Raw genomic sequence first — 25,208 nt, 5'->3', positions numbered from 1 at the left:
AGCGGCGCAGTTTGCGGAATTTTGCTGTATGATTGCGCCGCCTTTGGAATGTACGTGTACGTACCTACTTGGACGATATTCGGGAGCCTGACATGTCCAGCCTTACCTCTTTGACTGCCATTTCACCGGTAGACGGTCGTTACGCCAGCAAAGTCGATGCACTGCGAAACACCACCAGTGAATACGGCCTGATTCGCTTCCGCGTCCATGTGGAAGTCAGCTGGCTGGAACAGCTGGCCCACGACAAGAACATCCCGGAAGTCCCCTTGATGAGTGGTCAAGCCGCCTGGAACCTGCGCGGCGTCACCCGTGATTTCGAAGTCCAGCATGCCGAGCGCATCAAGGCCATCGAAGCCACCACCAACCACGACGTAAAAGCCGTGGAATATTTCATCAAGGAACAGATGGCTGAACACGACGAACTGGCCAACATGAGCGAGTTCGTCCATTTCGCCTGCACCAGCGAAGACATCAACAACCTGTCCTACTCGCTGATGCTCAAGGAAGCCCGTGAACTCCTGCTGCCAAAGATGGACCAGGTGATCAGCGCCATCCGCAAGCAGGCCCACGCCCAGGCCGACCAGCCCATGCTGTCGCGCACCCATGGCCAGTCCGCCTCCCCCACCACCGTGGGCAAGGAAATGGCCAACGTGGTCGCTCGCCTGCAACGCCAGCGCGACCAGTTCGCCGCAGTGGAACTGCTCGGCAAGATCAACGGCGCCGTGGGCAACTACAACGCGCACCTCTCAGCCTACCCGGATGTGGACTGGGAAGCCTTTGCACGCCGTTTCGTGGAAGGCCTGGGGCTCACCTTCAACCCCTTCACCACACAGATCGAACCCCACGACTGCATCGCCGAGTACTTCCACGCCCTGATGCGCTTCAACACCATCCTGCTGGACTTTGACCGTGACGTCTGGGGCTACATCTCCCTGGGTTACTTCAAGCAGCGCACCGTGGAAGGCGAAGTGGGCTCCTCCACCATGCCGCACAAGGTCAACCCCATCGACTTCGAGAACTCCGAAGGCAACCTGGGCCTGGCCAACGCCATCATGGATCACCTGGCCGCCAAACTGCCCATGTCCCGCTGGCAGCGCGACCTCACTGACTCCACCGTGCTGCGTAACGTGGGCGTCGGCCTGGCGCACAGCCTGATTGCCTTTGAAGCCAGCCTGAAAGGCATCAGCAAGCTGGAAGTGAACCCGGCCCGCCTGGACGAAGACCTGGAGGCCGCCTGGGAAGTGCTGGCCGAACCCATCCAGACCGTCATGCGCCGCTATGGTATCGAGAAGCCCTACGAGAAACTCAAGGCGCTGACCCGCGGCAAGGACGGCATCAATCAGGACACCCTGACCGCCTTCATCAATGATCTGGCGATCCCCGATGAAGCCAAGGAAATCCTGCTGGCCATGACCCCGGCCACCTATGTGGGCAATGCCGCCCAGCAAGCCCGCAGCATCTGATGCCCTCAGCCCCCCCGCTGCCTGCCTTGACGCTGCCGCGCTTCATTCTCCCCATGAAACCGGCAGCGTTTTTGCGTGAGCATTGGCAGAAAAAGGCCCTGCTCATGCCCGGTGCCGCCCGTGGGCTGGACCAGCCTGACGCCAACACCCTGGCCGGACTGGCACTGGAAGAGTCCGTGGAAGCACGCATTATCACTGGCGCCGGCAACGGCCCCTGGTCGGTGTTGCAAAGCCCCCTCGCCGATGATGTCTTCGAAACCCTGGGCGAGGAAAACTGGACGTTACTGGTCCAGTCCGTGGACCACTTCCTCACTGAAACCTCACTGCTGCTGGACGACTTCGCCTTCCTGCCCAACTGGCGGGTGGAAGACATCATGATCAGCTATGCCGCCAAAGGGGGCAGTGTCGGCCCACACTTCGACCGTTATGACGTCTTCCTGATTCAGGCCGCCGGCCACCGCCGCTGGCAGATTGGCGACGTGTGTGACGAGAGCACGCCCCGCCTGCCCACCGATGAGCTGAAACTGCTGGCCGAGATGCCCGTGCGCGAAGAGTTCGTCGCCGGCCCCGGCGACGTGCTCTACCTGCCCCCCGGCGTGGCCCACCACGGCGTTGCCGAAGACAGCGACTGCATAACCTGGTCGGTGGGTTTTCGCGCTCCGGACTACCAGATGCTGATGGCAGAAATTGCCGGCGAATGCCTGGCCGAGTCCGACAGCCAGCTATTCACCGATCCGGACCGGGAGGTCACGTCCGACCCCACCGTGCTGGCCGATGCAGACCGTCAACAGCTGATTCGGGGCGCCCTGGACCTGCTCCAGCCAGACGCCATCGAACGGGCGGTTTATCGCTGGCTCTCCACCCCCCGACTGGATGGCCTTGAATTTGCGATAGATGATCACCATATTCGCGAACGCGACAGCGACGTGGCGCTGGTTCGCCACGGCAGCGTGCGCCTGCTCATGCAGGGCAAACTGGCCTGGCTCAACGGCGACAGCCACACGCTAACAGAACAACAACGCCCGCTGGTGCAGTTATTGGCCAGCAAAAGACGCTACCGGGAAAGCGAGCTGGACGCCGTCATGACGCCCACCGCAAGAGAACTGCTCCATGAATGGATTGAACAGGGCTACTTCGCCCAACTGTAACGAGACCCCTATGGCTATCAGCATTATCGAAACCCGTTGGGACGAACACGAAGCCGCCCTGCGTGGTCTCCGCCAGAACGTTTTTATCAACGAGCAACACGTGCCGGAAGAGCTGGAATGGGATGGCGAAGACAGCGCCGCCATTCACTTTCTCGCGCTGGACGCCGAACAGCAGCCCGTGGGTTGTATTCGCCTGCTGCCCACCGGCCAGATCAGCCGCCTGTGTGTGCTTTCCGAACAACGCAACAATGGTGTCGGCAGCTCGCTACTGGTGGCCGCTGAAGAAACCGCCCGGGCCAATGGCATGGAAGAGATCTTCCTGCACGCCCAGACCCACGCCACCAGCTTCTATGAAGCTGCAGGCTTCTCCGTCTCCGGCGGCATTTTCATGGATGCCAACATCCCCCACCGGCAAATGTTCAAGCCGCTGATCTAGCCCATGCAGCTGGTCATTGGCGACGACGACACCCTGCACCACCCGGACCGTCACCACGCCGGCCGCTCGCTGGCCACGCTGATCGGCGCCAGCCGCCGCAGCCTCTGGCTGCGGGTTCCCACGCTGGATGCGCTCACCGACAACGCCGAGGTGTGCAGCGCCATCAAGCGCCTTGCCCTGAGCAGCGCCCGGGCCGATATCCGCATTCTGTTTGATCACCTGGACAGTGCGGTGCGCAACGGCCATCGATTGATTCATCTGTCACGGCGCCTGCCCTCAAGAATCACCCTGCGCCAGACCCAGAAAGACGACAACGATACCCAGCTGTGCTTTGCCATCGCCGACGGCACTGGCCTGTTTGAAGCCAGCGGCTGGCCCCAGCCCGCACTACTGGATCTGTGCGGGCACCGGCTCCCGCGTGCGCCGCGGCTGGGCAAACAGTTTCAGGAACATTGGGAACGCGCCGGCGGATCACCGGAGCTGCGTGAGCTTAGGCTTTGAATGTCGGATTACGGCTACGCCTAATACGACCTACTTGAAAGGTCGTTTTTTGTAGGTCGAATTAGCCTGAAAGGCGTAATCCGACAGTCTTTCAATCCCTCGCCAGGCTTGCGGTCAACTGCCAGACGGTTTGCCCGCTGGCCAGATACTTCTCTTCGAAATCCGTAGCGGCCTCCCCGTCTACCGCTAACGGCGCCAGCACCGCATCAATCTCACTGATTGCCAGCGCCGCTTGAACCTCCTCAAGATAAACCGGCCAGTTGCTGCGCAACTCAAGTTCACCGCCCAGCGCCAGCACGGAGGGCCACACCGGGTGCCCCTGCCAGCGCCGCTTCAGGTGGGCGCTTTTCGGCCAGGGATTCGGGTAAAGGATCTGATGCCGGGCAAGTTGCCACTCGGCCTGCTCCATCAGGCGCCATAACCCGGTGCAGTCCGCACGCAGGAACAGCAGATTATCCGGCGGCTGCAGCCAACGGCGGCCGCCTCGCTCCAGCCGGTTGGCCGATTGATCGACACCAATCACCAGCGCCTCCGGGCACGTCTGCGCCAGCAGCACGGAGGAGCGCCCCGTGCCACAACCGGAATCCAGCATCAGAGGGCGATCTGCCCCTTGGTCAGCGCGCCAGGCCCGGGCCTGCTCGAAGGCAGTACGGTCGTGGTCGGCGATGGGAGCCCGCCAGGCCGACGCCAGGTGACGGCGCACCACTTTTTCCAGATCGACATGGACACCCGACTGATTCGAGCTGACCGCACGGCTATTGGCAAACATGGCATTCCTGACTGGCGAAGCGACTGACGGGACGCACATTGTAGGCATGGTGGGCGCCAGTGCCAGCCCCTGGCAGAATTTGACCGCCACCACCCTACTGGCGGGCCGTTGCGGGCAGCGCTACTGTAGAGAGAGTCGGAACCCCGAACCACCGACCTCTGCGAGGACACCATGCGCCTGTGCCTGACACTGCTTATCATCATGCTTTCCCTTCCCGGCCTGTCTGCGGCTGACGATATGAGCATTCATGTGCTGGAGCGCCCGGACGCTCCCGCTCTGGTTCCTGTCATAGAGCCATTATTGCCGGCTGGCGGCTCCGTTCGCGCCTATCGCGGCAAGCTGATTGTGCGCACCACCGAGGCCAGCATGCAGGAGCTGCAAAGCGTTCTGGGCGGCCTTGAAGCCACACCCTCAACCCTGATCGTGCATCTGCGACGCCAACAAGGCAGCAGCAGCCAACAAGGTGGCATCGATACCAATGTCCGGGGCCGAATCGAATCCGGTCAGGCACCGGTGATTCAGGGCGAGGTGCGCATCGGCCAGCAAAGCCAGCAACAGCAGCGCCAGGATCACTACCAGATTCGTACACTCAGCGGTTACCCCGCCAATGTGAGCCAGGGCACCCTGGTCGCACTCAGCGGTGGTTATTACGGCACCACCTTCGCGCAGCTGGATCAGGGGATTCAGGTAACGCCACAACTGGCTGCGGACGGCAGCGTGGTACTGCAGATCAGCCAGCGCTTTGATCAACCGGCCAGCCACAACACCGCCCGCACCCAGCACAGCGCCACCACCTTGCGGGTCACCCCGGGCCGCTGGCAGCCCATGGGCAGCATCACCGTGACACAGAGTGGAAGCCGTCAGAGCATTGGAGGCTATCAAAACCAGCAACAAAGCATGACTTTGCCGCTGGAGGTGATGGTGGAACAAGAGTAGCAGTAGGCTCGCAGGTGAGGCCCCGATTCCTGCTGTAGGAGCGTCGCTGGCGGCGCGATTTCGGCGGATTGCTTAGAGCCCCATCATCAACCCGCTAGACAAGCCCGCACCCTCGCTGCGCGAGGTTCGCACCCTGAACGGTGCACCTACAGCGGCTTCGTAGAAAGCCCGGGGATTAGGGCTCGCCCTTCCTGCCAAGCAAAACCCACCCACAAAAAAGCCCCGGCTAGCGGGGCTTCTTTGTTGTGCTGAACGCCTTACTTGGCTTTCAGCTCACGGCGACGACGGTGCAGAACCGGCTCGGTGTAGCCGCTGGGCTGTGCGCAGCCTTCGAATACCAGCTCACAGGCCGCCTGGAAGGCAACGGAGCCGTCGAAGTCCTTGGCCATGGGCACGTAGTCCGGATCGTTGGCGTTCTGACGATCCACCACTTCCGCCATGCGTTTCATGGTTTCCAGTACCTGCTCTTTGCTGCAGATACCGTGGTGCAGCCAGTTGGCCACATGCTGGCTGGAAATCCGCAGGGTCGCGCGGTCTTCCATCAGGCCCACATCCTTGATGTCCGGCACCTTGGAGCAACCCACACCACTATCAATCCAGCGAACCACGTAACCCAGCATGCCCTGGGCGTTGTTATCCAGCTCCTGCTGGATTTCCTCGGCGGTCAGCTCGCGGGTCAGCAGCGGAATGGTGAGGATGTCGTCCAGGGACGCACGGGTGCGGCTGGCCAGCTTTTCCTGAACCTCAGCCACGTTGATTTCATGGTAGTGGGTCACGTGCAGCGTGGCGGCAGTCGGAGACGGTACCCATGCACAGTTGGCACCGGCTTTCGGGTGACCGGCCTTGTTGGCCATCATCTGCGCCATTTCGTCGGGCATGGCCCACATGCCTTTACCGATCTGGGCGTGACCTTTCAGGCCGCATTCCAGGCCGATGTCCACGTTCCAGTCTTCGTAGGCGCCAATCCACGGCAGGGCTTTCATTTCACCCTTGGGTGCCATGGGGCCCGCTTCCATGGAAGTGTGCATTTCGTCACCGGTGCGATCCAGGAAGCCGGTGTTGATGAAGATGACACGCTCCTTGGCCTGACGGATACACTCCTTCAGGTTCACAGTGGTGCGGCGCTCTTCATCCATAATGCCAATTTTCAAGGTGTTAGCAGCCAAACCTAATGCTTTTTCTACACGCTCGAACAGCTCAACCGCAAAGGCCACTTCTTCCGGACCGTGCATTTTTGGCTTCACGATATAGACGGAACCGGTACGGCTGTTGCTCACCTTGTTGATGTTCTTCAGGTCATGCATGGCGGCCAGCACGGTAACCATGCCATCCATGATGCCTTCCGGGGTTTCTTCCCCGTTATGCAGAATCGCCGGGTTGGTCATCAGGTGACCCACATTGCGAACCAGCAGCAGTGAGCGACCGTGCAGGGTCAGGGAAGAGCCGTCCAGCGCGGTGTATTCACGATCCGCATTCATGGAGCGGGTCATGGTCTTGCCGCCTTTCTGGAAGCTCTCTTCCAGGTCGCCTTTCATCAGACCGGCCCAGTTGCGGTACACCTCGACCTTGTCTTCCGCATCAACGGCGGCAACAGAGTCTTCACAATCCTGAATGGTGGTAATGGCGGATTCCAGCAGCACGTCTTTCATCTTGGCCGCGTCGTCAGCCCCGATCGGGTGGCTGGCGTCGAACTGGATTTCCGCATGTAGATTGTTGTGCTTCACCAGCACCCCGGTGGGTGCAGCGGCATCGCCCAGGTAACCCTGCAACTGGGACTCATCTTTCAGGCCGGTTTTTTCTGAACCCAGGGACACAACCAGCTTGCCGTCTTCGATGGCATAACCGGTGCTGTCCTTGTGAGAGCCGCTGGCCAGCGGGAAATAGTTGTCCAGGAAGTCACGGGCCCAGGCAATCACCTTGGCGCCACGCTTCGGGTTGTAGGCGCCGCCTTTTTCGGCACCGCCTTCGTCGGAGATCACGTCGGTGCCGTACAGGGCATCGTACAGGCTGCCCCAGCGGGCGTTTGCGGCGTTCAGGGCAAAGCGCGCGTTCTTAACCGGCACCACCAGCTGCGGGCCGGCGATGGTGGCAATTTCGGCATCCACGTTTTCAGTGGTGACGTTGAAGTCTTCGCCTTCGGGCAGCAGATAACCGATATCAGTCAGGAACTGCTTGTACTCAGCCATGTCGATGGCCTGCCCCGCACGGGCCTTGTGCCAGGCGTCGATCTGCTTCTGCAGGTCGTCGCGCTTGGCCAGCAGCGCCTTGTTCTTGGGGGCGAGGTCATTGAGGATGCTTTCCAGCTCGGCCCAGAAGTGTTCCGGGTCGACGCCGGTACCCGGCGCAATCTCATTGACTACCAGATCATGGAGTTCGGCGGCGATTTCCAGGCCACCCTTCTGAATACGATCGGTCATGGTGCTCCTACCCTTCTGGTCGAGAGAATCTTGGTTAATCGGGACGTTCGGGGAAAACCCGGCAACCGGTCGGCGTCAGCGCGCCACCGTGTGGATTATCGCGAAAGCCCGGGGAAACGGTTCAAGGCGCGTAAAGACGGGCGCCCCGAAATAAGGCGACGGCATTTTACCGGAAACGGCGCCGTGAATCATGTTTAGCGGTAAACAAAGTCTGATTTGCCGGTTTTTTGATCAGCCGAACAGATTAACCACATCCAGACGGTGAGCTTGTTCACCGCCCTGCTGCTGGCCCTGCTCCAGGTTTTCAAAGTCGAACAGGCGGGTGTCTGCCAGCTGCGAGGGGGCGATGTTCTGTACCGCAGCAAAGATATTTTCAATGCGCCCCGGCTGTTGCTTGTCCCACTGCTGCAACATGTCCTTGATCACCTGTCGCTGCAGGTTCTTCTGGGAACCGCAGAGGTTGCAGGGAATGATCGGGTACTCTTTCAGGGCGGAGAACTCGATGATGTCCTTCTCACGGCAATAGGCCAGCGGGCGGATCACCACATTGCGGTTGTCATCGCTGCGCAGCTTGGGGGGCATAGCCTTCATCTTGCCGCCGTAGAACATGTTCAGGAACAGGGTTTCAACGATGTCATCCCGGTGGTGACCGAGGGCAATCTTGTTGGCACCGATTTCCTCGGCAAACCCGTACAGGCTGCCCCGGCGCAGGCGTGAACACAGGCCGCAGGTGGTCTTTCCTTCCGGCACCTTCTCCTTGACGATGGAATAGGTGTCTTTTTCCAGAATGTGGTACGCCACGCCTTCTTTTTCCAGATACTCGGGCAGGATGTGCTCCGGGAACCCGGGTTGTTTCTGGTCCATATTCACCGCCACCAGCTCGAAATTGACCGGCGCGGAGTGCTGAAGATTGCGCAGAATCTCCAGCATGGTGTAGGAATCCTTACCGCCGGACAGACACACCATCACCTTGTCGCCCTCGCTGATCATGTTGAAATCAGCAATGGCGCGGCCCGTTTCCCGCCGCAGTTTCTTCTGCAACTTGTTAAGACGGGTACGCTTTTGGGTATCAGTGTTGTCCTGTGACATCAGGTGACCTTCATTTTGCGGATCAGTCGGCGGTACAGCGAGGGGGCCCAGCGTTTCAGGTAGATGCCCGCCCCTTCGCGGCCGGCGATGATAACCTGATCGCGGCCACGCTGCACGGCTTCGACCAGCCGTTTGGCGCATTCTTCCGGGGCCATGGCGGTCTGCTGGGCGTCATCCATGGTGCCCTGGCGACTGCCATCGGCGGTGAGCGCATTGATCGACACCTGGGTGCGAATGAACCCGGGCATCACCAGCGTCACACGGATGCCCTGATCATATTCTTCCGCCCGCAGGGACTCGAAGAAGCCATGCAAAGCGTGTTTGCTGGCGCTGTAGGCGCTACGCAGCGGTGTTGGCAGCTCCCCCACCAGGGATGTGATCACCACAAAACGTCCGCCTCCCTGCTCTTTCAGCCAGGGAAGCACGGCCTTGGTCAGCGCCACGGAGCCGAAGAAATTCACCTCCATGATCTGGCGATCCACGGACAGATCCGTGTCGGCCACCAGTGAACGCTGGGAAATCCCCCCATTGTGCACCACCTGGTCCAGCCGTCCGCAAGCCTGCCTGACCCTCTCCACGGCTGCCGCCATGGCCTCGCTCTGGCCAAGGTCCAGCGGCAGCACCACGTGCTCTTCGCTGTTCACCAGCCCACCACGCACTCGCTCCAACTCTTCTTGTCGGCGAGCGGACAGCACCAGCCTGGCGCCGCGGCGAGCATATTCCTTCGCCAAGGCTTCACCGATCCCGGAGGATGCCCCGGTAATCCAGACCACCTTGTCAGCCAGCGATTCCGCCATGAGTACTCCCTGAAACAGCCACAAAGCCTCAAGCTTAATGCCCTAGCCCAAAAACAAAAAGCGCGGCCAGGCCGCGCTTTTACTTGCACTGTGTAGCCAGGGTGGCTATTTGAGCTCTTTGGACGACAGCCCAAGCAAGTGTCTCGCCACGATCAGCTGCTGGATCTGCTGTGTGCCTTCAAAGATATCGATGATCTTCGAATCCCGGGCCAGCTTCTCCAGCAAGGTCCGTTCGGAGTAGCCCAGCTCACCACATAACGCCACACACTTGAGGGTCACATCGTTCCCCATACGTCCCGCCTTGGCTTTACACATGGAAGCTTCACGGGAATTGGGCTGGCCATTGTCGGCCATCCAGGCGGCCTTCAACGTCATCAGACGGGCCGCTTCCAGATCGGCTTCCAACCGGTAAAGCTCCAGTTCGCGGGCTGTTGAATTATAAGGTAGTTTCGAGAAATCAGCCTCAAGTCCTTCTTTTTCGAGAATTTCACGGGTTATTTCCAGCGCCGCACGCGCCACACCCAAAGCCATGGCGGCCACTTGGGGACGGGTGTTGTCGAACGTCTGCATTACCCCGCCAAAGGCTTTCTTGCGCGCCTCTTCGGTATCCCCCACTTCGGCGGAACCGAGGATGTGATCCTTGGGAATTCGGCAATTGTTGAACGCCAGCGCGGCGGTATCCGACACCCGCAAGCCCATTTTGTCTTCCACACGCACCAGCTGAACGCCGGGATTATCACGGGGGACGATAAAGGACTTGATCGCCGCCTTGCCCAGGGATTTGTCCAGCGTGGCCCAAACAACAATGGCATCGCAGCGCTGCCCGGCGGTGCAATAGATTTTCTCGCCGTTAAGCACCCATTCATCCCCATCGGCCACCGCCGTAGTCGCAACCGCAGCGGAATCGGAACCCGCGCCCGGCTCGGTAATCGCCATGGCGCAGTACAGTTTGCCGTACTTCTCCTTCTGCTCCGGGGTGCCCACCGCCATAATCGCAGCATTGCCCAGCCCGCTAGCGCCAGGGATCGACAGCATCAGCCCCACATCGCCCCAGCACATGGCTTCTACGCCCATGATACCCATCATGTTGCTACCGTTCTTGATTGCGTCGCGGGCCCCGTCTTTATTTCCGCCACTCTTTCCTTCACCGCGAGGCATGGCCGCCATCATCTGCGCCACCGGTTTCAGCTCTTCCGGGGTATCGCAGTGCTCAATGGCGTCGTACTTGCGTGCGATGGGGCGAAAAACGCCGCTAGCCAGCTGCTGGGCCATTTTCTGGGTCTGGGTGAGTTTCTCAGGCAATTCCAGATTAATCATGTTGTTCTCCTACACCATCAGGCTGCCGTGAAGCACGGCAATGCTGCGCAAGTTCCGGTACCACATTTCCAGCGGGTAATCGCGAACGAAGCCCGCTCCGCCAAACAACTGGATACCATTGGTACCAATTTCCATGGCCTTCTCCATGCACAGCAGCTGCGCCAGATAGGCCTCCTTGTGGAAATCGAGCCCCTGTTCGGCCCGGCTGGCGGCGCGCAACATCATCAGCCGCATCCCTTCGATCTCGATGGCCATGTTAGCCACCATGAATGCCACGGACTGACGCCACGCAATGGGCTCGCCAAACGCCTTGCGTTCATTCACGTAGGGGATGGCGTATTCCATCACCGCCTGGCAGCAGCCCACCGCCAACGCGCACTGGCCGATGCGAGACAGGCCCAGCAGTCGATCCAGATCAAACCCGGGCAGCCGGTCGGCCTCGGGCACGGTCACCGATTCCAGCGTCAGCGTGGCCGGCTCCGCACTGCGCAGCCCCATGTACGCTTCGGCCTGAATGGTCAGCCCCGCCGCATCTTTCGGAACGATAAAAGCAGATACCTCTCCCTTTTCCGCCGCCACCACCACAAACCACTCACACTGCTCAGCCAGGGGCACCAGGCTCTTCACCCCATTGAGCACGACTTGTCCATTGCCACTTTGTGCCGTGGTGGCTGGAGACGACGGCTCGAAAGTAGCCCGCGGTTCCGTCAGCGCGATGGCCGCGCCGGTAAAGGTTTCCGTCGCCATGGCAGGCAACCAGCGCTCCTGCTGCTCTTCGCTACCGAAATCCACCAGGGCGTTGACGGCGGCCATGGGCTGCAAGGCTGCCAGGGTATGGGAGATGTCCCCTTCGGCCAGATCTTCTACTGCCAGCGCATTGGAGAGCGGCGATCTCGGCATCCCCACACCACCCAGAGCTTCCGGCATGGGCATCAGCGCCAGGCCAAAGCCGGCGATACTGTTCAACAGTTCAGCACTCGCCTTCGCCGCGTCATCGGCGGCGCGCGATTGCGGGAACAGGGAATCGCGCACCATCTTGCGCATCCCTTCACGGGTCATGCGTTGTTCTTCGGTTAATGTCAGGTCAAAAAGCGGTGTGGACATACAAGGGCCTCATCCCGGCAAGCAAACGGTTGTTTGAACAACAGTTTGTCACTGGCTGTCTACCACCGACAATGACAGGTCTGTGACCTGCCACGATAAAAACGGTAAAGTTGAGCAAAAATACAACAACCCTTCAGTCAGGCGTTTTTTGTCCGTGTTTACACTGATACCGAAAGAGCCCCCGGAGCGCGCGGTCCGGCTAAAACGCCAAATCATGGCGATCTATTCCTATTGTTTATTGTGGGCCGGCACCTTCATTGGTGTGGAACTCACCGCTTTTGAACCCAACACACCACACCTGACCTTCTTCGCAGTGGTCTTTGCCGTTAACGGCCTGTTCTACCTGCTGATTCGCAGCGGCCTCAGCGAGCGCTTCGGGGACCCCAGCCTGACCATCCTGCAAATGGCCGTGGGCATCCTGCTGACCACCATCATTCTGCATTACTCCCGCGAACTGCGCGGCGCCATGCTGAGCATCTATTTCATGGTCATGACCTTTGGTGTGTTCGCACTGGATCGCCGACGCATGCTGCTGATGGCCGCCTTCACCCTGCTTTGCTTCACAGGGCTGCTGATTTACGAGTGGATCAATGCCCCCCAGCAAGCCATTTTCTCCTACCTGATCGGCCACTGGATCATTCTCACGCTCGGCCTGGGCTGGTTTATCTACATGGGCGGCTATATCCACAACCTGCAATTGCGGGTACGCGAACAGCGTGAACGGCTACGCGAAGCCCACGACCGCCTCAGCGCCATTGCCGTGCGCGACGACCTGACCGGCCTGTATAACCGGCGCCACTTTCTGGAACGTCTGGAAGAAGAGATGTCCCGCGCCAACCGGGAGAGCAGCCCGCTGCACCTGGCGATTATCGACCTGGACCACTTCAAACGGGTCAACGACACCTATGGCCATCACGCCGGCGACGAAGTGTTGCATCGCTTTGCGCAGCTCGCGGCCATGGGGTTGCGCAAGTCCGACCTGCTGGCCCGTTACGGCGGCGAAGAGTTCGTGGTGCTGTTCCCTCACACCAGCAGCCAGGCCTGCCTGGCCGCGCTGGAACGGTTGCGACACAGTTTTTCCGAACAGCGCTATGCCTTTGCCGAAGAATTAAGCAGCGCGTTTTCTGCCGGGCTAACGCATTACCAGCCTGGGGAAAGCGCTGAGCAATTCATAAAGCGCGCGGATAACGCCTTGTATGAAGCCAAGCACCTGGGCAGAAACCGTATCCAGCAAGCGGGCTGACCAGACCAGTACAACAGGACGGTGGAGGCGCGGCCCGTCTATCGGTATGCTTGCTCGCCACCGGGAGAAAAGCATGTCTGAGATTACCAACCCAAGTCTGAAAAACACGGTCCGCCAGCATTTCGCCAGCCTGGGGGAAGACGCGCCGACCTGGACGGAAATTCACGGCATGCTGTGTGCCCTGGCCGCAGGCCCGCAGGGCGATGACGATACCCGGGTCGACTACGCCCATGAGCTGGAAATGCCGGTCCCGGACGAGGTGGCATCCGCCCTCAACCAGCTGCGCCAACGTCTGGTGACCCAACTACTCAGCGGCGAAACAGTGAACCTGCCCTGCCTGCTCGATCCCTATCAGGAAGAAGATGGCCAGGACTTGGCCAGCTGGTGTGCCGGTTTCATGACCGGCGTCTTCGTGAACGAGTCCCTCTGGTACGAGCACGACGAGGAAACCGTCGTCAATCTGCTGTTGCCCTTCATTCTGATTTCCGGTCTTGATGAAGATGAAGAGCTGGACGCCCTGTGGGAGAACACCCAGGTCGTGCGCCAGATGGCCCTGGGCATTCCGGAGCTGATTGAAGAACTGTTTTTATGTTTTCACGGGCCGGATGAAGGCGGCGAATCCCAGGGAACCTCTGAATAACGCCTTGTCCGCTGACCCGGCCTCTTGCCCCACTGATCACCGTCGTCAGACGTAACGTGACCCAGTTCCACGCCGTACCCGTGCCAAGCCTCTAGGCTTGCAGGGTGAGCTACCGATACAAAAACCATGTAGCCACCAGAACATCATTACTAGGGGGAACGCGTGCGCGTCATTCTTTTGGCAAGTTTACTGACGCCAGTGCTGGCGATGGCTCAAACCGAATCCCAGCCTGCCTGCCCGACACTGGCCCGGGCCAGCTTCACCACTGCGGTCGAAAACCGTGAACCCATCAACACCGTCAGCCAGGTACCTGTAGATACCGCAGAGCTGCTCTTTTATACCGAAGTGCATGACGGCAGCAATCAAACGCTCTACCACCACTGGTCGCTTAATGGCGACCCCTTTGTGGATGTCACCCTGGAGATTGGTTCGGATTTCTGGCGGACCTGGTCGTCGAAAACACTTACCGGGCTGGGCATGAAAGCGGGCGACACCTGGGGCGTTTCCGTCACCGGTGCCCCGGGTTGCGAATTGGGCCACTGGCAGGTAACGCTGACAGAATCCGGCAACGCACCGGCAGCGCCAGATACCTCCACGCAGGCCACGCCCAACCGTGCCGCACCACCTTCACCGCCACCTTCACAAACAGAAAGCTCCACTAACGCCGACGATGCACAGCAAGCCGCGCCAACCGACAGTGCGCCAGTGGATCTGAGCGCGAACTTCATGGCTATCGAAGAGCTGCTGACACTCGGCGACACTCGAGGGGCGCGTTCTGCCATCAAGCGGGCGCGGGCACTGACCGGTAATGCGCAGCAGCTCGCCGACCTTGATCAAATGGACAAGGACAATCAGGCATTTGCTGAACTGAACCAGCTGATCCGTCAGCGCGACATCCCGGCCGCCCGGCAGAAACTGCAAGCCCTGATGGTCTCCGTTCCGCCGGAAAGCCCGGTGTACCCTGCCCTTCAGGGTCGTCACAAGTTGCTCGATCAGCTCAACGAAATGAACCGGGACAGCGCTGGGCTCCAGGCCGCCTCTGCCCCGTAAAGGAACGCTTCACCGTTAGCGTGAACAGCACATTGTGAACCGCTTGATTGGATCTCAGTAATGCCTCGCACTTTGCTGGACACGTAATCCGCAGCGGATCATGGGACAAGAGCCGGGATCCGCTCATCACTCCCTGTCCATCACTCAATACCGTGACGAAGCCCACAAGGAATTATTCAGAGGTTCCTTAGTCGTCTTTAAGGGAAAGGTGGCTGACATCCGGTTGCGCCGGTGGTGGCGCCTGGGTGCGCTGGCCCAGGTCTTCCCCGGGCGCCGCCATGCTCAGGTGGCTTACATCAGGGGCTGGGGGTGCAGGCGCGCGGGTTGCGTTATCCATATCCTCACCCACATCCGCCACGGAAAACGCACCAGAGAAGCCGGTACCCCCGGTACGAATGGTTCCCACGGTCTCCAGATCACCGCTGTTCTGCTCCCTGGGGCTGGCCGATACGGCTGAGTCGGAAGATTCCGTCGCCGGTGCAGGTGCTGCTGATGGCGCAGCAGCCGGCTGCGCAGGCACCGGCGGTTTCTCGCCACCGGACACAGGGCGAATGTCACATTCCGCCCCGGCCTGCTTCATCAGCGCCCGAAACTTCATGGCCGTGGCCTGATCAGCATCTTTCTTGATCACCACTGGCTGGCCGGAAAACAGTTTCTCAACCCGGGCGCTGTCCATCTTGAACAAACGCCCCAGATTGTTCTTCACCGTGGCCAGGTCAGCACCGCCGACCAGCTTCCCGGAAAACACGATATGGAAACGAGCATCACTCATGCTGTTGCGCTTCTCCCTTCAGGCAATTCAGTTTTCAGGCACAAGATTCAATCCATCTGCGCCGCACAATACTCCGCCAGCGCCGCAATGGTCCGTGACGGGTTCAGGCCCAAAGCCCGAGGCACCATGGCGCCATCCACCACATAGAGACCTGGATAGTTGAACACTTCCCCGGCATGGTTCACCACCCCCTGTTCCACAGAATCCGCCATATTGCAGCCACCCAGTGGGTGCGGTGTGACCAGATTCTTGAACCAGGTCCAGGTAGCGGGTGTCATCGGGTTGCCCCCAGTGGCTGCCGTCAACGACAAATGCCGATCGGCCAACCCCTGTACTGCCTTTTCTGCCTTGCGGTAATCCCACTTGAGCTTCAGGCGATCACGCTTCCATGGCCAGTACCAGCGCCGGCCCAGAGAAAAGGTACCACCGGGATCATCCATGGCCTGGCCAAACCAGGGCATCATTTTGCCAAAGGGATTACTGCTGTCGCCATATTTCAGCATGGCCGCACCCAGCCGGCTGCCGGCAAACCGGGATTGCTTGCCTAGGCGCTCCAGCCAGCTACCAAGAATATCCGGCAATCCACCGTCTTCCACAAAATACCGGGCGCCATTGTCCGAGCCATCCAGGTAATCGATGGCGCTGGTGATGGTCGGGCCCCGCGTAGGTGAAATCTGACGATCTTCATAGAAAGCCGCCGTGGCAAAATCGCCATTACTGCTCCAGTTATGCCCGAGCTTACGGCTGAGTTTCGGCAGCGTCTTGAACTGATCCCGGCAGCGCAGTAACAGTTCGGTGGACCCCATGGAGCCAGCAGCCACGATCACCTTGTCAGCCCGGAAACCACGCCAGCCCCGCGCATCCAGATCCATGGCCTGCACTTCATAGCCCCCCGAGGCCAGCGGCCGAATCGTGCGCACGTGATGCAACGGACGAATCTGCGCACCAGCACTTTCCGCCGCCGCCAGATAATTGAGATCCAGGGTATTCTTGGCTTTCACCGGGCAACCCAGATCGCAATTGCCGCAATGGGTGCAAGTGCCCTGCTCTTTGCCCTGGGCGTTGACCCAGCTTTTACTATGGCGGTAATCGAACGAATCGTCGTTTTCCGCGCGCCACTCTGGATCAAACGTAATCGCCTGGGGTACCACGGTGAAACGGTCCCCGGCGCCGACCGCCTCCGCCGCTTCTTTCATCAGGTGGGTGCGTGGCGTCCACTGGCTCGTCGGCAATGTCTGCACATTGAGCATCACGCCAGTGATGTCGTAATAGGGTTTCAGGGTGGCGTAATCAATCGCCTCAGGCCAACCCTGCTCGAAGGCCTCGGGTTTGGCTTCAATACTGACGTTGGCATAAATCAGCGAGCCGCCGCCAACCCCGGATCCCATGGCAATACTCATGTCACCGAAATTGCGAAAATCAATCCAGCCGTTTTGTTTTTCCGGCTCATCTTCATCCCAAAGCCAGTCTGTCTGGGAAACGGACGGGTAATCACCAGGCAACCAGCGCCTGCCCCGCTCCAGCACCACCACCTTGCTTCCCTTCTCGGCCAGTCGGCATGCCATCACAGCGCCCCCGAAGCCACTGCCGATGACCAGCACATCCACCTTTTCCATGTCGTCCCCAGTGTTTTTCTGCTTTTTGTTGTCGGCTCCCCGAGCGTCCAACTCTCTTCTTACACTACTTTTTGCACTATTTTTTGCACTATAAATTTAAGCGCCAATCCTGTCCATTTACACCGCTTTCCAGTAACCTGACCACCATCTTTGCCGGCCCACAGCAGCATCCATGGAACAGATCGATTTCGTTACTATTGAAGAGAAAAAGCGCCCTCGCAAGCGGGCTGCTGCCCCGAAAAAGGTGGCCAGCGCGTCGCGGCAGGCAACCGCGCGGCAAGGCGCTGTTCGTGAAGGCTACCGGCGTCTCACCGCGGACATTCCCGCCGATTTACACAAGCGCCTGAAAATGCAGGCACTGATGGAAGACCGTTCTGTCACCGAGTTGATCGTGCAAGCGGCAGAGAGCTTTCTGCGTAACCGCGACTGATTTCCCCCACCGTTTCCTTCGTCCCCATCCGTCCTTTTCACGCATAGCACTTACGCTGTCATTGAAGCGTCACCGCGCTGTCATTCATTCGCACCCTTGTGGCGACACCCTTGGCGGAAACCGTCTAAGGAGCTAGCTCATGGCTGCAGATCTGTTTCTGCTCGTCTGTGCCCTGCTGTTCGGGCTTGGATTTCGTCAATTGTTCCGCCACCTTCCCGAGGAACGCTGGCAATTTGTCGCGTCCCTGCCCTTGAAGAAAAACGGTGACGGTTCCTGGCAGGGCCTGAATCTCACCTTCTATGGTTTATTTACCGGCCTGGCCGGCGGGTTCGGCGTCGCCACGTTCATTCTTCTTACTGCCGCCGTCGGTGTTTCACTGATGACCACCGTACTCCTGACCCTTGGGGTACTCGCCATTTGCCTGCCAGCAGCCAAGATTATCGCCACAGTGGTAGAGAAAAATCGACACGGCTTTACCGTCGGCGGCGCCAGTTTCGTGGGTATTATCATTGCACCCATATCCCTGTGGCTGGCGGACAAGGCCAGCCAGCACTGGTGGGACACGCCGCTGCCCACTCTGCCCATGCTGGCAGCCATGTCCATCGCCTACGTGATGGGGGAAGGGATCGGTCGACTGGCCTGTATCAGTTTCGGCTGCTGTTACGGTAAAGCGCTCAACGATGCACCCACCTGGGCCCGGCGCATGTTTGCCACGCTCAACCATGTCTTTATCGGCAAAACCAAAAAAATCGCCTTTGCCGGGGAAATGGAAGCCGTCAAGGTCATTCCCATTCAGGCGGTGACCTGCGTGCTCTACACGGCGCTGGCATTGTTATGCAGCGCCCTCTTCTTCCACCAGTTATTTGCCCTGGCCTTTGCTCTGAGCCTGGTGGGCAGCCAGCTTTGGCGAGTGTATTCGGAAACACTGCGGGCGGATTACCGTGGGGGCAGCAAGCTGTTCTCGGTCTATCAGCTGATGGCATTGCTCGCCGCACTGTACGGTGTGGCTATCAGCATCGCCCTGCCCGCACATAGTGATTTACAGCCGTTACTCCACGCAGGGCTAGGCGCACTGTGGACGCCGGGAGTCATCCTGTGTCTGCAGTTGATTACGGTTGTCATGTTTTTCTTCTCGGGCACCAGCACCATCACCACCGGCGAGCTACGATTCGGGTTGGCCGCTGACTGGCGTAGCCAGGCCGGCTGCGACGGTGAGCATCACCAGCATGACAAGAAAGACACGGGGCAGCCATCAGGCCCCGCGCCCCTCGGCGCCACCCTGCGCAGTTCTACACCAGCGCCACGGCCTTGATCTGGGCATAGACGTCGGCACCGGGAAACAGGGAAAGCTGACGAGCAGAACGCCCGGAAATCCGGGCCAGAATGCACTGCCCGGCCAGGGCAAGCTGCACCAGGCATTGCCCGGGCCCCACCTCACGCAAGCCGACCACCCGGGCCGGCAGAATATTGAGAATACTGCTGTCGCCCGGCGCACTCAGGCAAAGGCTCACATCCCGGGCGGCAATGCGCAGCCGCACAGATTCACCGGCAACCAGCGGCTGCTCAACAGGCAGCCACAGCGTGGCATCCCCCACCGTAATGCCCTGCAAATGATCCTCGCCAGCATAGTCCGCAACCAGGCCAGCCAACAGAGCGGTGGCGTCCGCGCGTTGAGCCAGGGAGCCATCCAGCCGCGACAGCTCCTGGCTGGCTGACCCCTGGGCAATAATGCGGCCACGCTCCATCAGCCAGACCTGATCCGACAGGCGCAGCAGCTCATCCATGTTGTGGGTCACGTACAGCACCGGCACGGTGCGCGCGGCCAGGGCAATCAGATCCAGAAGTTCACGCTTGTGTGCCTCATCCAGGGCCGACAACGGCTCATCGAGCAGCAGCAGTTGCGGCGCCCCCAGCAAGGCCCGCGCCAGCGCCACCCGCTGGCTTTCCCCGCCAGACAAGCCCTCCACCCGCCGGGCCAGTAGCGGGCCAATGCCCGTCTGTTCAATCACCTGCGCTTGCTGGCCCGCCGGGCTCTGGCGACGTCGGGCCACATAGTCCAGATTGCCCTGCACGGTAAGGTGCCGAAACAGGGTGGGCTGCTGAAACAGCATGCCAATGGGCCGCTGCCACGGCGCCAGCTCCACGTCTGCCGACAGCCACGTCTGGTCGGCAAAGCTAATCACGCCATCGCAATGGTCCAGCCCGGCCACCATGCGAAGCAACGAACTCTTGCCAGCCCCGGAAGGCCCAAACAACACCGTGACCCCGCGGGGCTGCAGCGTCGCCTCCACCTGCAATCGAAAACTGCCCCGCTGGCCCTGTACTGACAGCTCCAGACTCATGGCATGGCCCCCAGATTTGGCCGGCGACGCTGCCAGCGGAACAGTCCCCACAGCAGCAATAGCGACAGGCCCAACAACACTGCCGCAAGCCGATGGGCGCTGACATAATCGCCGGCTTCCACATGCTCATACAGGGCCACAGAGGCCACCCGGGTTTCCCCGGACAGGCTGCCGCCGATCATCAACACCACGCCGAACTCGCCCAGGGTATGCGCAAAACCCAAAATGGCTGCGCTGGCATACCCCTCCCGGCACTGGGGAAGCACCAGGGAGAAAAACCGGTCACGGGGCCGCGCGCCGGCAACCGCGGCCATATCCAGTTGTTGTGAATCAATGGCAGAAAACGCGTTTTTCAACGGTTGCAGAACGAAAGGCAGCGAATACAGCACAGAGCCGATCACCAGTCCGGTAAAGGTAAACGCCAGTGAACGTTGCGCGAATACCTCTGCCAGCCACCCCCCCGGCCCATTCGGGCCCAGTCCGATCAACAGGTAAAACCCCAATACCGAAGGGGGCAGCACCAGTGGCAATGCCAACACCGCCTCCAGCAGAGCCTGACCGGGCAAACGCCGGCGGGCCAGCCACCAGGCCAGCGGCGTGCAAAGCGCCATGAGCAGCACAGTGGTTAACAGCGCCAGCTGAATACTGACGCCCAGAGCAAGCCAGTCTCCCTCAGAAAGCATCGTCAGGCACCCGGTAACCCGCCTGGTCGATCAACGTCTGCGCCTGGGGGCTGAACAGGAAGTCGTAAAAACGCTGCGCGGTGGCATTGGCGCCAAGCAGTCCACCCTGCTGAACAATGGGGGCATACCAGTCCGCCGGCACACGCCACTGGCTTCCGCCCTGCTGCTGTACCTGGCTCAGGGCCACGAAGGCCGCCGCGGCTGCCCCGCTATGGGCAAAGTGATAGCTCTGCCCCACATTCTCTGCGGTTACCTGTTTGACGGCCACGGGCAGATTCACCCGCGCCAGGACCGCTTCCGCCGCCACGCCATAGGGAGCGGTACGCGCATTCGCCAGCGCCAATGGCTGCACATTACCCTGACGCAAACTCTCGGGCCCCAACGGAACGCCACGGGTCGGCGTCCACAGCACCAGAATGCCCTGGGCATAGGTGCGGATCGACGCCGGGAGTAACAAGCCTTCTTGCGCCAGTTCAGCGGGGCGACGCTGGTCGGCCGCGAGGAAGATATCGTAAGGGGCGCCCTGGCGAATTTGTGCCGCCAGTTTGCCGGTGGAGGCCACGGTCACGCCGATCCGGTCATCCGGGTGGCCCTTCGTGTACAGCGTGATCAGTTGTTTGAGCGTTTGTGCAAAGTTGGCGGCCACCGCCACCTGGGCGTTGCCGGCCAACACCGGGGCGCTGAGCACACTCATCAAAAGAAAAACCAGAATCCGCATCAAGCACTCCGCCAACACACCGGGAATCGCCCAGTCTAAGTCAGCCGTGAAGCACTGTCAGGAAGATTTACGCGGGTTCTGCCCACGATGCTGGCGGCCACGGGCCCGGGCCAGTTCAATCTGTTTCTGCCGTTCCGCAAAGCGTTGCTTCTGTTCGGGGGAGGATTCGTCGTAGCACTTCGGGCAGGACACCCCAAGCTGGAATTGTTCGCTGCGTTTGTCTTCATCACTGATTGGCCGACGGCAGGCGTGACACTGATCAAATTCACCGGGGTTCAGATCGTGGTCTACGGTCACCCGCTCATCAAACACAAAACACTCCCCTTCCCACAGAGAGTCTTCCTTGGGCATTTCTTCCAGGTATTTGAGAATGCCGCCTTTCAGGTGGTACACCTCCTCAAAGCCCTGCTCTTTCAGGTACGCCGTGGACTTCTCGCAGCGGATGCCACCGGTGCAGAACATGGCCACTTTCTTGTGCCTTGCCGGGTCCAGGGTTTCCTTCACGTACTCCGGAAATTCCCGAAAGGTACGCGTTTCCGGGTTGATGGCCCCCTTGAACGTGCCCACTTCCACTTCATAGTCGTTACGGGTATCGATCAACACAGTATCGGGATCGGAAATTACCGTATTCCACTCTTCCGGCGACAGGTAGGTGCCCACGGTGCGGGTCGGATCGATACCTTCCACGCCCATGGTGACAATCTCTTTCTTCAGCTTCACCTTGGTGCGCAAGAACGGGTGTTCGTCGTGAAAGGATTCCTTGTGCTCCAGTGCCGCCAGCCGCTCGTCCTGTTTCAGCCAGCCCAACACCGTATCCACGCCCGCCCGCGGGCCGGAGATGGTGCCGTTAATGCCTTCATCCGCGAGCAACAAGGTGCCACGCACATCATTGTCATGCATCAGGTCCAGCAAGGGTTGCTGCAGTTGTTCAAACCCGTGCAGGCGAACAAACTTGTACAGGGCTGCAACGACAATGCTGTCCGGGGTTTCCACCCGATGCTGGGTACTCACTGTTTCTCTCCCGCTGTGTTCTTTCCCGCCGTCATCTGCGGATCGTGTTTACTGCCACCCAGGCAATCCGGTGACGCCAGTATCTCGCCCCCTTTTGCCTGCCATTCCGCCGGAGTGTGGGTATGCAATGCCAGTGCATGCACCGGGCCTTCCAGCTCCTCAGCCAGAATCTTGTACAGCATCTGGTGGCGACGTACCGGCATCATGCCGGCAAAAACATCGCTGACCAGTACCAGCTTGAAATGCGTTTCCGAGTTTGGCGGCACGCTGTGCTTGTGGCTTTCATTTTCCAGCGCGAAATGTGCCACAGGCACGGCCTCGAAAACCTTGCGCTCGATCAATGTCGCTACACTCATGGTCCACCTCACACATAAAACCGGGCCGGAGCCGTTCGAAAAAACACGGGAATGGGCTGATTATACCAGTTGCATCAGGGCGTAACGCCCCGTGCGGGGCGCGTATTCTACGGGGTTTGCGAGCACAGAGAAAATAAGCGGCCAGCGCCGGTATTAAACCGCAGGGATAATCTCCTGCCAGAGCCGCTCACCGGCCTCATCCAGCAAGGCCGCCCGGGGCTCTCCCGGCCCCAGCTGACAAACCTGACGGTCGTTCTGCCAGCCATCCCAACCGGGTGAATCCCCACGGGCAAAGGCGCCCCAGGCATCCTGCACCTGCCGGGACAGCGCCCGCGCTTCATCGGTGCCACCGGTAAAATACATGCCTGCTGGCGTATCAGTAACGCCGAACACAAAAGGCACATCCACCACATGGCAGGCCCCCAGAGGGATGCCGAAGGGCGCGCTTTGCCAGGTGAACTGGAAGCCCCAGCACTGGGCGTTGTGGCGGCTCTGTGCATCAAGCAGCCGAACCGTGGGCACCCGGAACAGGCGATCCGACTCCATGGCCGACAGAAAGTCCAGCCGGCTGCGGCGGCTATCCGGCGTCACCGTCGTCTGATAATAATCCAGTGCCCGGGCACCATTGCCCGGCAGTGCCCGTTCAAAGCGCCGCAGGATTTCGTCGTCGTCGATCTGCTGCAGCGTATCCATGGTGGTCGTGCCCGCGAGCACCCCGGCATACTGAAAAAAATGGAATTCATCACGGCAGACACCGGCCAGCAAGCGCTTATCCGCGGCGGCACCAGCGGCAATCGCCTCGATCGGCAGAGCCGGCAGCAAGTCACCGTCGACCATGGGCAGAAAGTTCATGGCAAACTGCGGCGTGGTTGTGCGTAGCCCGCGATCGACCAGCACCTTGACGGCGGCGTTCTGGGCCTTGATCCAGCTCTTGTTATCGGCACTGCCCAGTTTCTCGGCTGCACTGCCAGCCCCCGGCAGTGCCTCCACAAAGGCGTCGGTCACCTTGCGCACCTGATCCGGGGCGAGCACAAAATCGGCAGCACCAGACTGGGTGATCGCGCTGTGGAACAGCTCTTTCGCCTGGGGACAGGCCAACAGCGCGCCGACACTGAAGCCCCCGGCAGACTCACCGAAAAGCGTCACTTGCCCGCAATCACCGGCAAAGGCACCAATGTTTTCCTGCACCCATTGCAGCGCGGCCAGTTGGTCGCGCATGCCCAGGTTGGTGTCTGCATCCAGCTCCGGTGCCACCGCAGAGAAATCCGCAAACCCCATGGCGCCCAGCCGGTAGGCGGCGTTCACCACCACCACATTCTGGCTACGCGCCAGTTCGGCACCGTTATAGAGAACCTGGGATACCGAGCCCGCCAGGTAGCCGCCACCGTGGAACCACACCATCACCGGGAAAGGCCCTTCGCCGTCCGGCACCCAGATATTCAGGTACAGGCAATCCTCACTGGATTCCTGAATCCCCATCACCGGGTTTTTCATTTGCAGCGAGGGCATCGGGTAATGATCTGCCGTTTGCTCTGCTTCGCCGTCAGGCAGAGGTTGCGGCGCCTTGAAACGCAACTCGCCCAGCGGCGCCCGCGCAAACGGCACACCGCGGTATTCGGTTACGCCTTTATTGCCAAGCCCCTGATAGCGCCCCTGTCGAGTTACTGCTGTCATCCACTGCACTCCTGTTTTGCCAAGCTGAAATTAACCTGCATTAACCATAATGAACGCCACCGTGCCCACTTTATCCGCACTACATCCGCAACTACCGATTCCTGACAGACAACGCCATTTGCCAGGCGCTCAATACCCGCGCTCTACCCTAGCAAAATACATACTAATGAGTAGGCCAAACCACCTGTTTAATTGTTAGACAACATTAACAATCTTGCCTTATTAGTGACTTACACTTGTCCGCGCCCTCATAGAGGCACATTGAGGGCTTTGAAAATCCATTGCCTTTTCTAAGGAGGGAAGCCCCCATGAGCAAGACCGCAACCATCGAGCAACGCTTTAACGAACGTTATGAGCAAGTGGCCACCGAAGCCAAAGCAACGCTGGAAAAAGTGAACAACGCCGTTCGAGGTGCCTACACCCGCCTGGAAGACAACGGTAACGAACTGTTCCAGAACCTGGTCAAAGCCGGCGAAAAACGCCAGAAAGCCCAGAGCAAACCCCAGAAAAAAACCACTAAAGCCCAGCCTTCCCAGCTGGACGAAGTGCGCAGCAAAGTTGCCGCCGCACTGGGCTTGCCGACCCGCGACGAAGTCGAAGCACTGAACAAGAAGCTGGCTTCGCTGACCCGCAAGGTCAACAAACTGGCCAAAGAGTCCAAGTAAGCCCCAATCTGCCGGAGCGGCCCTGCCGCTC

At 60.0% G+C, this 25,208-nt stretch carries 25 protein-coding genes; 11 read left to right on the top strand and 14 right to left on the bottom strand.

The features are described 5' to 3' along the window. Positions 1-92 precede the first annotated feature (92 nt). From purB to F1529_RS13710, 4 genes are read left to right on the top strand one after another with little or no spacing between them, the layout of a single operon-like run. Positions 93-1,463, top strand: a complete 1,371-nt coding sequence (gene purB / locus F1529_RS13725) for an adenylosuccinate lyase (RefSeq protein WP_007149211.1) — start codon at positions 93-95, stop codon at positions 1,461-1,463. Further along, positions 1,463-2,611 carry a JmjC domain-containing protein gene (locus F1529_RS13720; RefSeq protein WP_155135473.1) on the top strand — a complete coding sequence of 383 codons (1,149 nt, stop codon included), beginning with the start codon at positions 1,463-1,465 and terminating at the stop codon, positions 2,609-2,611. Before purB ends, F1529_RS13720 begins: the two co-directional genes overlap by 1 nt. 10 nt (positions 2,612-2,621) lie before the next feature. Continuing rightward, positions 2,622-3,047, top strand: coding sequence for a GNAT family N-acetyltransferase (locus tag F1529_RS13715; RefSeq protein WP_155135471.1), 426 nt, complete (start codon positions 2,622-2,624; stop codon positions 3,045-3,047). Positions 3,048-3,050: 3 nt separating this feature from the next. Continuing rightward, positions 3,051-3,548 (top strand): hypothetical protein, encoded by a 498-nt coding sequence (locus F1529_RS13710; RefSeq protein WP_155135469.1) that lies wholly within the window; start codon positions 3,051-3,053, stop codon positions 3,546-3,548. Positions 3,549-3,639: 91 nt separating this feature from the next. Here F1529_RS13710 and F1529_RS13705 read toward each other — a convergent pair whose 3' ends face one another. After that, on the bottom strand, positions 3,640-4,317 hold the full coding sequence (locus tag F1529_RS13705; protein WP_155135467.1) for a tRNA (guanosine(46)-N(7))-methyltransferase TrmB: 678 nt from the start codon (positions 4,315-4,317) through the stop codon (positions 3,640-3,642). A gap of 171 nt (positions 4,318-4,488) precedes the next feature. Here F1529_RS13705 and F1529_RS13700 point away from each other — a divergent pair, with 171 nt between their 5' ends. Next, the gene (locus F1529_RS13700; RefSeq protein ID WP_155135465.1) at positions 4,489-5,253 is read left to right on the top strand and encodes a hypothetical protein; all 765 of its coding nucleotides are present in this window, start codon (positions 4,489-4,491) and stop codon (positions 5,251-5,253) included. A 257-nt stretch (positions 5,254-5,510) separates the two neighbouring features. Here the strand turns inward: F1529_RS13700 and F1529_RS13695 are convergent, their stop codons facing one another. From F1529_RS13695 to F1529_RS13675, 5 genes are all read right to left on the bottom strand, one after another. After that, positions 5,511-7,670 (bottom strand): malate synthase G, encoded by a 2,160-nt coding sequence (locus F1529_RS13695; protein ID WP_155135463.1) that lies wholly within the window; start codon positions 7,668-7,670, stop codon positions 5,511-5,513. A 231-nt stretch (positions 7,671-7,901) separates the two neighbouring features. After that, positions 7,902-8,759, bottom strand: coding sequence for a tRNA 2-thiocytidine(32) synthetase TtcA (gene ttcA / locus F1529_RS13690; protein ID WP_155135461.1), 858 nt, complete (start codon positions 8,757-8,759; stop codon positions 7,902-7,904). Beyond that, positions 8,759-9,556: an SDR family oxidoreductase gene (locus F1529_RS13685; protein ID WP_155135459.1), complete on the bottom strand. Its 798-nt coding sequence runs from the start codon at positions 9,554-9,556 to the stop codon at positions 8,759-8,761. Before F1529_RS13685 ends, ttcA begins: the two co-directional genes overlap by 1 nt. A 105-nt stretch (positions 9,557-9,661) precedes the next feature. Then, the gene (locus F1529_RS13680; protein ID WP_155135457.1) at positions 9,662-10,873 is read right to left on the bottom strand and encodes an acyl-CoA dehydrogenase family protein; all 1,212 of its coding nucleotides are present in this window, start codon (positions 10,871-10,873) and stop codon (positions 9,662-9,664) included. Between the two features lie 9 nt (positions 10,874-10,882). Then, complete coding sequence (locus F1529_RS13675; protein ID WP_155135455.1) at positions 10,883-11,977, bottom strand: acyl-CoA dehydrogenase family protein; 1,095 nt, start codon at positions 11,975-11,977, stop codon at positions 10,883-10,885. Positions 11,978-12,191: 214 nt separating this feature from the next. Here F1529_RS13675 and F1529_RS13670 point away from each other — a divergent pair, with 214 nt between their 5' ends. The 3 genes from F1529_RS13670 to F1529_RS13660 all read left to right on the top strand — a co-directional run bounded on the left by F1529_RS13670 (position 12,192) and on the right by F1529_RS13660 (position 14,910). After that, entirely contained in the window at positions 12,192-13,220 is a 1,029-nt protein-coding gene (locus F1529_RS13670) for a GGDEF domain-containing protein (protein ID WP_155135453.1), read from the top strand. 73 nt (positions 13,221-13,293) lie between these two features. Further along, positions 13,294-13,860: a YecA family protein gene (locus F1529_RS13665; RefSeq protein WP_230457799.1), complete on the top strand. Its 567-nt coding sequence runs from the start codon at positions 13,294-13,296 to the stop codon at positions 13,858-13,860. Between the two features lie 162 nt (positions 13,861-14,022). Next, positions 14,023-14,910, top strand: a complete 888-nt coding sequence (locus F1529_RS13660) for a DUF2914 domain-containing protein (protein WP_155135451.1) — start codon at positions 14,023-14,025, stop codon at positions 14,908-14,910. A 187-nt stretch (positions 14,911-15,097) separates the two neighbouring features. Here F1529_RS13660 and F1529_RS13655 read toward each other — a convergent pair whose 3' ends face one another. Further along, positions 15,098-15,682, bottom strand: coding sequence for a hypothetical protein (locus tag F1529_RS13655; protein ID WP_155135449.1), 585 nt, complete (start codon positions 15,680-15,682; stop codon positions 15,098-15,100). A gap of 47 nt (positions 15,683-15,729) precedes the next feature. After that, positions 15,730-17,298: a GMC oxidoreductase gene (locus tag F1529_RS13650; RefSeq protein ID WP_155135447.1), complete on the bottom strand. Its 1,569-nt coding sequence runs from the start codon at positions 17,296-17,298 to the stop codon at positions 15,730-15,732. Between the two features lie 172 nt (positions 17,299-17,470). On the opposite strand from F1529_RS13650, the gene F1529_RS13645 reads away from it, so the two are divergent. Both F1529_RS13645 and F1529_RS13640 read left to right on the top strand, forming a co-directional pair. After that, positions 17,471-17,728, top strand: a complete 258-nt coding sequence (locus F1529_RS13645) for a hypothetical protein (protein WP_007148759.1) — start codon at positions 17,471-17,473, stop codon at positions 17,726-17,728. A 139-nt stretch (positions 17,729-17,867) separates the two neighbouring features. Then, positions 17,868-19,040: a prolipoprotein diacylglyceryl transferase family protein gene (locus F1529_RS13640; protein WP_155135445.1), complete on the top strand. Its 1,173-nt coding sequence runs from the start codon at positions 17,868-17,870 to the stop codon at positions 19,038-19,040. Here the strand turns inward: F1529_RS13640 and modC are convergent. The 6 genes from modC to F1529_RS13610 all read right to left on the bottom strand — a co-directional run bounded on the left by modC (position 19,018) and on the right by F1529_RS13610 (position 24,512). Then, positions 19,018-20,070 carry a molybdenum ABC transporter ATP-binding protein gene (gene modC, locus F1529_RS13635; protein WP_155135443.1) on the bottom strand — a complete coding sequence of 351 codons (1,053 nt, stop codon included), beginning with the start codon at positions 20,068-20,070 and terminating at the stop codon, positions 19,018-19,020. The two genes, F1529_RS13640 and modC, sit on opposite strands and share 23 nt — an antisense overlap. Continuing rightward, entirely contained in the window at positions 20,067-20,753 is a 687-nt protein-coding gene (modB, locus tag F1529_RS13630) for a molybdate ABC transporter permease subunit (protein WP_155135441.1), read from the bottom strand. Before modB ends, modC begins: the two co-directional genes overlap by 4 nt. Beyond that, positions 20,743-21,471: a molybdate ABC transporter substrate-binding protein gene (modA, locus tag F1529_RS13625; protein WP_155135439.1), complete on the bottom strand. Its 729-nt coding sequence runs from the start codon at positions 21,469-21,471 to the stop codon at positions 20,743-20,745. Before modA ends, modB begins: the two co-directional genes overlap by 11 nt. A 57-nt stretch (positions 21,472-21,528) precedes the next feature. Then, positions 21,529-22,482, bottom strand: coding sequence for a rhodanese-related sulfurtransferase (locus tag F1529_RS13620; RefSeq protein ID WP_007150203.1), 954 nt, complete (start codon positions 22,480-22,482; stop codon positions 21,529-21,531). After that, positions 22,479-22,838: a BolA family transcriptional regulator gene (locus tag F1529_RS13615; protein WP_155135437.1), complete on the bottom strand. Its 360-nt coding sequence runs from the start codon at positions 22,836-22,838 to the stop codon at positions 22,479-22,481. Before F1529_RS13615 ends, F1529_RS13620 begins: the two co-directional genes overlap by 4 nt. Positions 22,839-22,991: 153 nt before the next feature. Then, positions 22,992-24,512 carry a carboxylesterase/lipase family protein gene (locus F1529_RS13610; protein ID WP_155135435.1) on the bottom strand — a complete coding sequence of 507 codons (1,521 nt, stop codon included), beginning with the start codon at positions 24,510-24,512 and terminating at the stop codon, positions 22,992-22,994. Positions 24,513-24,820: 308 nt separating this feature from the next. On the opposite strand from F1529_RS13610, the gene F1529_RS13605 reads away from it, so the two are divergent. Next, on the top strand, positions 24,821-25,177 hold the full coding sequence (locus F1529_RS13605; protein ID WP_007148939.1) for a hypothetical protein: 357 nt from the start codon (positions 24,821-24,823) through the stop codon (positions 25,175-25,177). Positions 25,178-25,208: the final 31 nt, after the last annotated feature.

The organism is Alcanivorax sp. VBW004 (genome assembly GCF_009718865.1).
In the GTDB taxonomy this organism is placed as follows: Bacteria; Pseudomonadota; Gammaproteobacteria; order Pseudomonadales; family Alcanivoracaceae; genus Alcanivorax.
Note: the sequence above shows the minus strand (reverse complement) of the source record. Positions and strands in the feature narration are given on the sequence as shown.